The sequence below is a fragment of the Aquibacillus salsiterrae genome, assembly GCF_028416595.1.
Taxonomy (GTDB): Bacteria; Bacillota; Bacilli; order Bacillales; family Amphibacillaceae; genus Aquibacillus_A; species Aquibacillus_A salsiterrae.
Genome location: NZ_JAMQKC010000002.1, coordinates 467,910 through 475,048, shown reverse-complemented (window position 1 = coordinate 475,048; position 7,139 = coordinate 467,910). Strand labels below are relative to the sequence as shown.

The 7,139-nt window shown below is 38.9% G+C and carries 6 protein-coding genes; 4 read left to right on the top strand and 2 right to left on the bottom strand.

The window, feature by feature from the left end; all coding sequences use genetic code 11:
• Positions 1–288: 288 nt before the first annotated feature.
• Both NC799_RS04680 and NC799_RS04675 read right to left on the bottom strand, forming a co-directional pair.
• Positions 289–1,221: a M14 family metallopeptidase gene (locus NC799_RS04680; protein WP_272445194.1), complete on the bottom strand. Its 933-nt coding sequence runs from the start codon at positions 1,219–1,221 to the stop codon at positions 289–291.
• A gap of 145 nt (positions 1,222–1,366) precedes the next feature.
• Positions 1,367–2,530 (bottom strand): acyl-CoA dehydrogenase family protein, encoded by a 1,164-nt coding sequence (locus NC799_RS04675; protein WP_272445193.1) that lies wholly within the window; start codon positions 2,528–2,530, stop codon positions 1,367–1,369.
• Between the two features lie 172 nt (positions 2,531–2,702).
• Here NC799_RS04675 and NC799_RS04670 point away from each other — a divergent pair, with 172 nt between their 5' ends.
• From NC799_RS04670 to NC799_RS04655, 4 genes are all read left to right on the top strand, one after another.
• Positions 2,703–3,335 carry a YczE/YyaS/YitT family protein gene (locus NC799_RS04670; RefSeq protein ID WP_272445192.1) on the top strand — a complete coding sequence of 211 codons (633 nt, stop codon included), beginning with the start codon at positions 2,703–2,705 and terminating at the stop codon, positions 3,333–3,335.
• Between the two features lie 213 nt (positions 3,336–3,548).
• A complete protein-coding gene (locus NC799_RS04665; RefSeq protein WP_272445191.1) occupies positions 3,549–4,169 on the top strand; it encodes an anthranilate synthase component II in 621 nt (206 codons plus the stop codon).
• Positions 4,147–5,889, top strand: coding sequence for an aminodeoxychorismate synthase component I (pabB, locus tag NC799_RS04660; RefSeq protein WP_272445190.1), 1,743 nt, complete (start codon positions 4,147–4,149; stop codon positions 5,887–5,889). Before NC799_RS04665 ends, pabB begins: the two co-directional genes overlap by 23 nt.
• A gap of 74 nt (positions 5,890–5,963) precedes the next feature.
• A complete protein-coding gene (locus NC799_RS04655) occupies positions 5,964–7,112 on the top strand; it encodes a conserved virulence factor C family protein (protein WP_272445189.1) in 1,149 nt (382 codons plus the stop codon).
• Positions 7,113–7,139 lie beyond the last annotated feature (27 nt).

Genomic DNA, 7,139 nt, shown 5'->3' with positions numbered 1-7,139 from the left:
CATGAAGGGGATCGAAGCAGCACTAGAGGGAAAGCCTTTCTTACCTCTCTAATTACAATTATTTTTCAGGGGTGCTCCGCACCCCTTTTTGCCATGCGTTTTTTCTGAGTACCTGAATAGTTACCTTATTTTTTAAACAAGACGCTATAGAACATTTAAAACGATTGACCACAAGTCTGCATTGTATTGTCATAACGTCCACACCAAAAATAGTAAAGCGCATGGATTAAACCCATGCGCTCAGATGTGTCTATTTTCAGGACGGCTTCCGTATACGAAAGTTATTCTTCACGTGACATACTTTTTCCCGATCTCAGCAGCTAACAGTAATCCTATCTCTTTGTTATCCTGCCAAATCTTATCATAGTTACTTAGTGGGACTGGTCTAGGGCCGACTAATGGGGAAATTTCAGGGGTGAACGCTGGCCTTTTTAATGAATCGATGAACCAATCTGTGTACCCACCACCACTAGGATTGTCTCCAGGAAATACCAAGTCATAACCGGTTTTTTCTACAATTTTATCTGCAAGCTTTCTAGCTGTCTTAAGTAGCTGTCCAGTTGCATTGTACTTCCAAAACAATTCCTCTCCCGATGAATGATAGGCCACCGCAAGTTTAAAATCGTGAGCTAACGTAAACTCATAAACGGCTTTAGTTTCTGGTTCACTAAGTGGACTATTCCCCTTGAACATCATTGGCGCAGGCTGACCAACATCATCTGCAATATTTCCCCAATCAGCAGGATATTGGCGATTTAAATCTACCCCTCTAATATTAGCTTTCCATGAAGAAAAGTCTCGCTGTCCGTCGTTTAATTCGAGTAAAAATTCAGGGTTTTTCGCGTTCTCATGTCCCTTTTGAACCAATTCCACACCATCAGGATTTACCATCGGCACGAACCATATTGTCGTATTATCTAAAATGTTTCTAACATCAAATTCACCTATAGATTCTTCCTCAACATAAGCCTTACAATATACATCAATCATGTTCATTAGTAAGGAGGTCGTTAACCATTCACGTGCATGATGTGCACCATTCAAAAATATTTCTGATTTACCATTCCCTAACTTAACAGCATAAATATTTCGATGATCAACAGATTTTCCAATTATTTGTGTGGAAAGTAAACCTTGATATGTGGTTTCCAGTTTAGCAAGATCTTTTTGAAGCTGTTCATACCCGTACAATTGTTTTGGGTTTACAATTAACGTTGCCAATCCAAACCCTCCTGTTGCCTTTCGTAGGACCATTTTTGTACTATAATGGTGAAAGCTTTGCTATAGTATAGTGTATTCCTGCTATTGAAAAATGTTGATGCTTGAAGAGGTTTAGCTAGAGCTAAGAAAAGAGCATTTTATTTATTTAATCCTTTAATGCCTGGCTTGCTAACATCTGGATGACCATATCGTCCATTGGCGGATTATGTAAACCTGCTCTAACATCACGATAATACTGTTCGAAACGGTAGTTTTTTGAAAGACCTCGTCCCCCGACAATTCGCATGGCCAGGTCTACAACTTCACTTGCAACATTCGTAGCAACTATTTTTACAACAGCTAACTCCGAACCTAAGGAAGCCCGTTTTTCCGGTTGATTATCCCATTTTTCAGCAATGGAATACATGAAATTACGAGCATGTAAGAGTTTCAAATCCATTTCGCCAATTTTTTGTTTCACATGAGGTACTTCAGAAATAGTAGTCTTTAAACTGTTTGGTTGAAAGTTTTTTGCAAAATCAATCGCATCATTTCTTGCTGCAATAGCGATTCCTAAATAACATGCTGGAATATGGAGAAGCCAGCCTTTAGGCGCAGGTTTTTGCTTCCCTTCACTTATTTCAACGAGTAAGTCTTCGTGAAGCTTTACATTTTCTAATAGTAAATCATCACTTCCAGTTCCACGCATCCCCATTGTATTCCAAGTGTGCTCAACAGATACTCCTGGTGTATCCTTAGCAATTAAAAACCAACCGATAGCCTGTTTATCCTCTACAAACGCAGAAACAATATAATAATCTAATACACTGGCCATTGTTGTAAATATCTTTCTACCATTAATAATATAGTGGTTTCCTTCACGAATAGCTTTTGTTTCCGGAATTCCTCCACGAGTCGGACTACCAGTTGCTGCTTCTGATGCTGCACGATTAACGACTTTCTTATTCTCACCTACTTCTTTGGCAATTAGCTCAAATTTATCTTTAGTCCATAGCGTTTGTTCACTCAGTTCCATCATGATTCCCATGTGCCATCCAATCGATAATGAAGTAGACCCATCACCAACTGCTAAACGTTCCTGCATAAGTAACATTTCGTAAAGACTTATATTCTCCCCGCCGTACTCTTTTGGTAATGGAAGAGACACGAAGTTTTCAGCCTTTAAATCCTGAAGATTTTCTAACGGAAAGGTTGCTTTTTCTTCACTTTCTGGAACTCGTGCTTTCACCTTGTCGGCAATTCTTGCTGCTTTATCAAGTAATCGTTGTTGTCGTTCATTTTTCACAAAAGGTTCAAACAAATCTGCCATCTTATTCTCACTCCACTTTTTATAATATTTAATCTAGTACTCATAGATAATGATACCTAAGCATTCCTATTTATTCCAGTTAGATACTCGCGAACTAATTTAAGTATCCATTTGATTTACCATTTGGTATAGTATTGAGGCATGAAAGTTTCAGAGTAGGGAAGTGAACAACTTGAGATGGATTCGAGAAGGTTTTTTATTTTATGTGACAGGTATTCTTATTTTCACACTCGGAATTGCATTAACTATCCTATCAAAATTAGGTGCTTCACCATTTGACGCGCTACTCGTTGGTTTACACAGAACATTCGGGTTAACGATTGGAAGCTTTGAAGTTGTTGTTGGGTTGACTATGGTAGTTGGGAATGCCTTTGCACAGAAAAAAGCCCCAGAATACTTGGCACTGTTAACATCTTTAATTACGGGATTAGGGATTGATATGTGGATTTTTTTACTTAATTCTATCATTGTTCCATCTTCTTACTTTACTAAATGGATAGCACTTATTATTGGTATTACTTTAATTGCAATAGGGGTAGCAACCTACTTACAATCTAAATTTGCTCCAAATCCGATGGACCGGTCGATGTTAGTCATATCAGAACTTACGGGCATGAGTGTTACTTATTCAAGAGCACTTATCAGCATCGCACTTGTCATCTTGGCTTATTTCTTTGATGGCGCGATTGGAATTGGAACGATAATTAATGCATTATTCACAGGGATGTTTATCAAGTGGTTTATGCCTTATATCGCCATCTTCAAAAATGAAGTGATAAAGCGAAAAGATCCCTATGCTTCCTGACCAATTAGCGTATAAAGTGTTCCCGAATTAATAGAACGTTTGGAATGAATCCATACGTTCTATCTTTATGTTTTAGGTTTCACTTCAGAAAATACCGATAAATTTTGTTAGCTGTTTATATAATTAACATAAAAGCCCGTACTCATCGACTTGTAGCTGCTATCACGATATAATTGTGCGTGATAGTCCAAAAAAATGTAAAGAGGTGCTCTCATGATTACAATCATTGATAATTATGATTCCTTCACCTACAACCTTTATCAATATTTTAAACAACTAGATTCACATGTTACTGTCTTGCGAAACGACGAGATTACACCTGAGGATGTGAGAACTTTAAAACCTGACCTTATTGTCTTATCTCCTGGTCCAGGAAGACCTAGTGACTCAGGAAACAGCGGACAAATTTTGACGGAATTTTATCAACACGTGCCCATTTTAGGGATATGCCTCGGATTTCAGTTAATTGTCGAATTTTTTGGTGGAATTATTGAAAAAGGGGCACAACCAATGCATGGGAAGGTTTCCATGCTTAGTCATGACGGTAAAGGTGCATATGTAGGAATACCATCCCCGACAAAAGTTACCCGTTACCACTCATTGGTTGCTACGATGAATGGATTCCCTAAGGAGCTAACCATTAGTTCGATGACTACTGATGGTGTTATCATGGGAACTAGACATACACATTACCCTGTCGAGGGGATCCAATTTCACCCAGAGTCCATTCTTACTGAGCATGGGTTTCAAATGATAACAAACTGCTATAAGCAAGCCCTTGCGTGGAAGAAAAAAAGAGGTGCAGCCAATCATGAATCCTTTTCTTCAATTTGATTTCACCGGAGAAAATAACCAGGTAAATAGAATAAACTTTCATCAACCGATTCGTATTTATCAGACCTATGATTTAGAAGAGATTAAGTCACTATTTTCTGCGATTGAACAAGATTCAGCTAATGGTTTTTATGTTGCAGGTTTCGTTTCCTATGAAGCTGCCCCAGCGTTTGAACCGAGGTCTAAGGTACACCGGCAACCAGGTGATCTTCCTCTTATATGGTTTGGTGTTTTCGACAAACCAACAAAAGATCAACTGCTTTCTAGTTCTAGTGATTACCATGTATCAGATTGGGTGCTGACTGCACATTTTGACGAGTACCAGGCAGGGATTGATTCCATTAAAGAGGCAATTGAAAATGGTGATACGTATCAAATTAACTATACAACGAAACTTCGGGCTGATTTTGACGGTAATGATTACAGTTTTTACAAGCAAATTGCACACAATCAACAATCATCCTACAGTGCCTATTTAAATATTGGGAGATTTCGTATTCTTTCTGCTTCACCTGAACTTTTTTTCCAGATTGACCAAGGTAAGGTTACAACAAAGCCAATGAAAGGCACGGCTAAACGCGGGAAATTTTTAGAAGAGGATGAGAACAATATTGAAACCCTTGTAAATTCGGAAAAAGAAATGGCAGAAAATTTAATGATCGTTGATTTGTTGCGCAACGACTTAGGAAGAATCGCAAAACCAGGCACGGTTAATGTGAGCAATTTATTTTCGGTGGAAACCTACCCTACTGTCCACCAAATGACTTCCGAAATTAATGCAGAGCTTGAGCAGGATACAACCGTATTTGATTGGTTTAAAGCACTGTTTCCTTGTGGTTCGATAACAGGGGCACCTAAAATTCGGACGATGGATTATATTGCAGAACTAGAGCAGTCACCGCGTGAAGTGTATTGTGGAGCGATCGGGTTTATTTCACCAAATAAGCAAAAGGCTGTTTTCAATGTTCCAATTCGTACTGTAGTAGTTGATCGCGAAAAAAAATCTGCTAGTTATGGTGTTGGTAGTGGGGTAACGTGGGATTCAACTGCAACGGGTGAATATGAGGAATTATATACAAAAGCTATGCTATTAACTGCAAAAAGGCAGTCGTTCCACTTACTAGAATCACTGCTTTTAAAGAATGGCGAATATCCACTTTTATCTTATCATTTGAAACGAATTAGCAAATCCGCTTCGTATTTCGGCTTTAAACTACAACAGGAAGAAATTATCAATCAGCTTAAGCAAACAGCAAATTCCTTTTCAACCGGCGACCATAAGGTAAGAATGACAGTGGATGTAGACGGTACTGTAGCTATAGAAAGTATTCCTCTTACTTACATGACCCAACCTGTGGTATGTTCGATAGCTTTAGAACCTGTCAATCGTGACGATGTTTTCTTATACCATAAAACGACAAATAGACAAACATACCAACGGCATACATCCCATGTACCAACAAACGTTTTCTCTACACTTCTATGGAATGAAAATGAAGAATGCACCGAGTTTACAATTGGTAACCTCGTCGTAGAAAAAGATGGCCATTTTTATACTCCGCCTATTGGTAGTGGATTACTAGCGGGAACGTTTAGGCAGCACCTTTTAGAACAGGGGAAAATTATGGAAAAAATTATTTTAAAACAAGAATTAATGACTTATGAACGAATTTGGTTTATTAATGGTGTAAGAGGTTGGTTACAGGTTAATCTAGTATAGAAACACCATGATGGAAACATTCAAGAAACTTTGTTAGAATCACTAATAGCTATACAACTTAAGGGGGTATTCCTTTGAAGATTGTTTCCATCGAGCCAACGCCAAGTCCTCATTCGATGAAAATAAATGTAACGGAAACATTGCCAATGGGTGAAAATTCGAGCTACAAACTTGGTGACGATTTAGAAACGGCTCCTGATTATATCCAGAAGCTTTTTGCAATAGAGGGTGTAAAGGGGATCTATCGAGTCATCGATTTTATTGCACTTGAAAGGAATCCCAAAATAGCCTGGGAATCAATCCTGCCTCACGTAAGAGAAGTGCTAGGAACAGAAGAAAACATCGCTGATTTCTACTCTAATGAAAAGGCGGAGGTAAGTGACACCGCTTATGGTGAAATAAAGGTATTTATTCAACAATTTCGGGGCATCCCTATCCAGGTAAAACTAGAAGAAGCTGACATAGAAAAACGATTCGGACTACCAGACCGATTTATGGAGGCGGTAATGAAGGCAGCAGAAGCTTCCCCGAACGTTGTGATGGAACGAAAGTGGATGGAACAACGTCCGCGTTACGGTGCAATTGATGAGATTGGACAAGAGGTAGTTGATGAGCTTTCTGCAAGTTTTGATAAGGAGAGGTTAACACAATTAGTAGCACATGCCTTTGATCAAAACGCAAGTGACATTAACACTAAAAAGCAACCTCCTATTACAATTGATAGCTTTAATAGTGATGATTGGAAAGTTCGTTATGCTGCCCTTGACCGTCTTGAGCCATCGCTTGAGACATTAGATATCTTAGGTAAGGCATTGGATGATGAAAAAGCAGCAATTCGTCGATTGGCAACAGCCTACTTAGGAATGATCGAAGCACCAGAGGTTTTGCCCTATTTATATAAAGCATTAAAGGATAAAGCAGTTACTGTCAGAAGAACAGCCGGGGATTGTCTTTCGGACCTTGGGTTTACGGAGGCAATACCAAAAATGATAGAATCACTCGCTGACTCTAACAGGTTAGTTCGGTGGCGAGCAGCGATGTTTTTATATGAGCTTGGAGATGAAGCTGCAATTCCGTCATTAGAAGCAGCTGTAGATGATCCAGAATTCGAAGTTCGCATGCAAGTGAACATGGCACTTCAGCGAATTAAAGGTGGCGAAGAAGCAAAGGGTTCTGTATGGCATCAGATGACGCAAGCAACTAAGGAAACGAAACACAATTGAGTCTTAACATTCTAATGAAAATAAAAG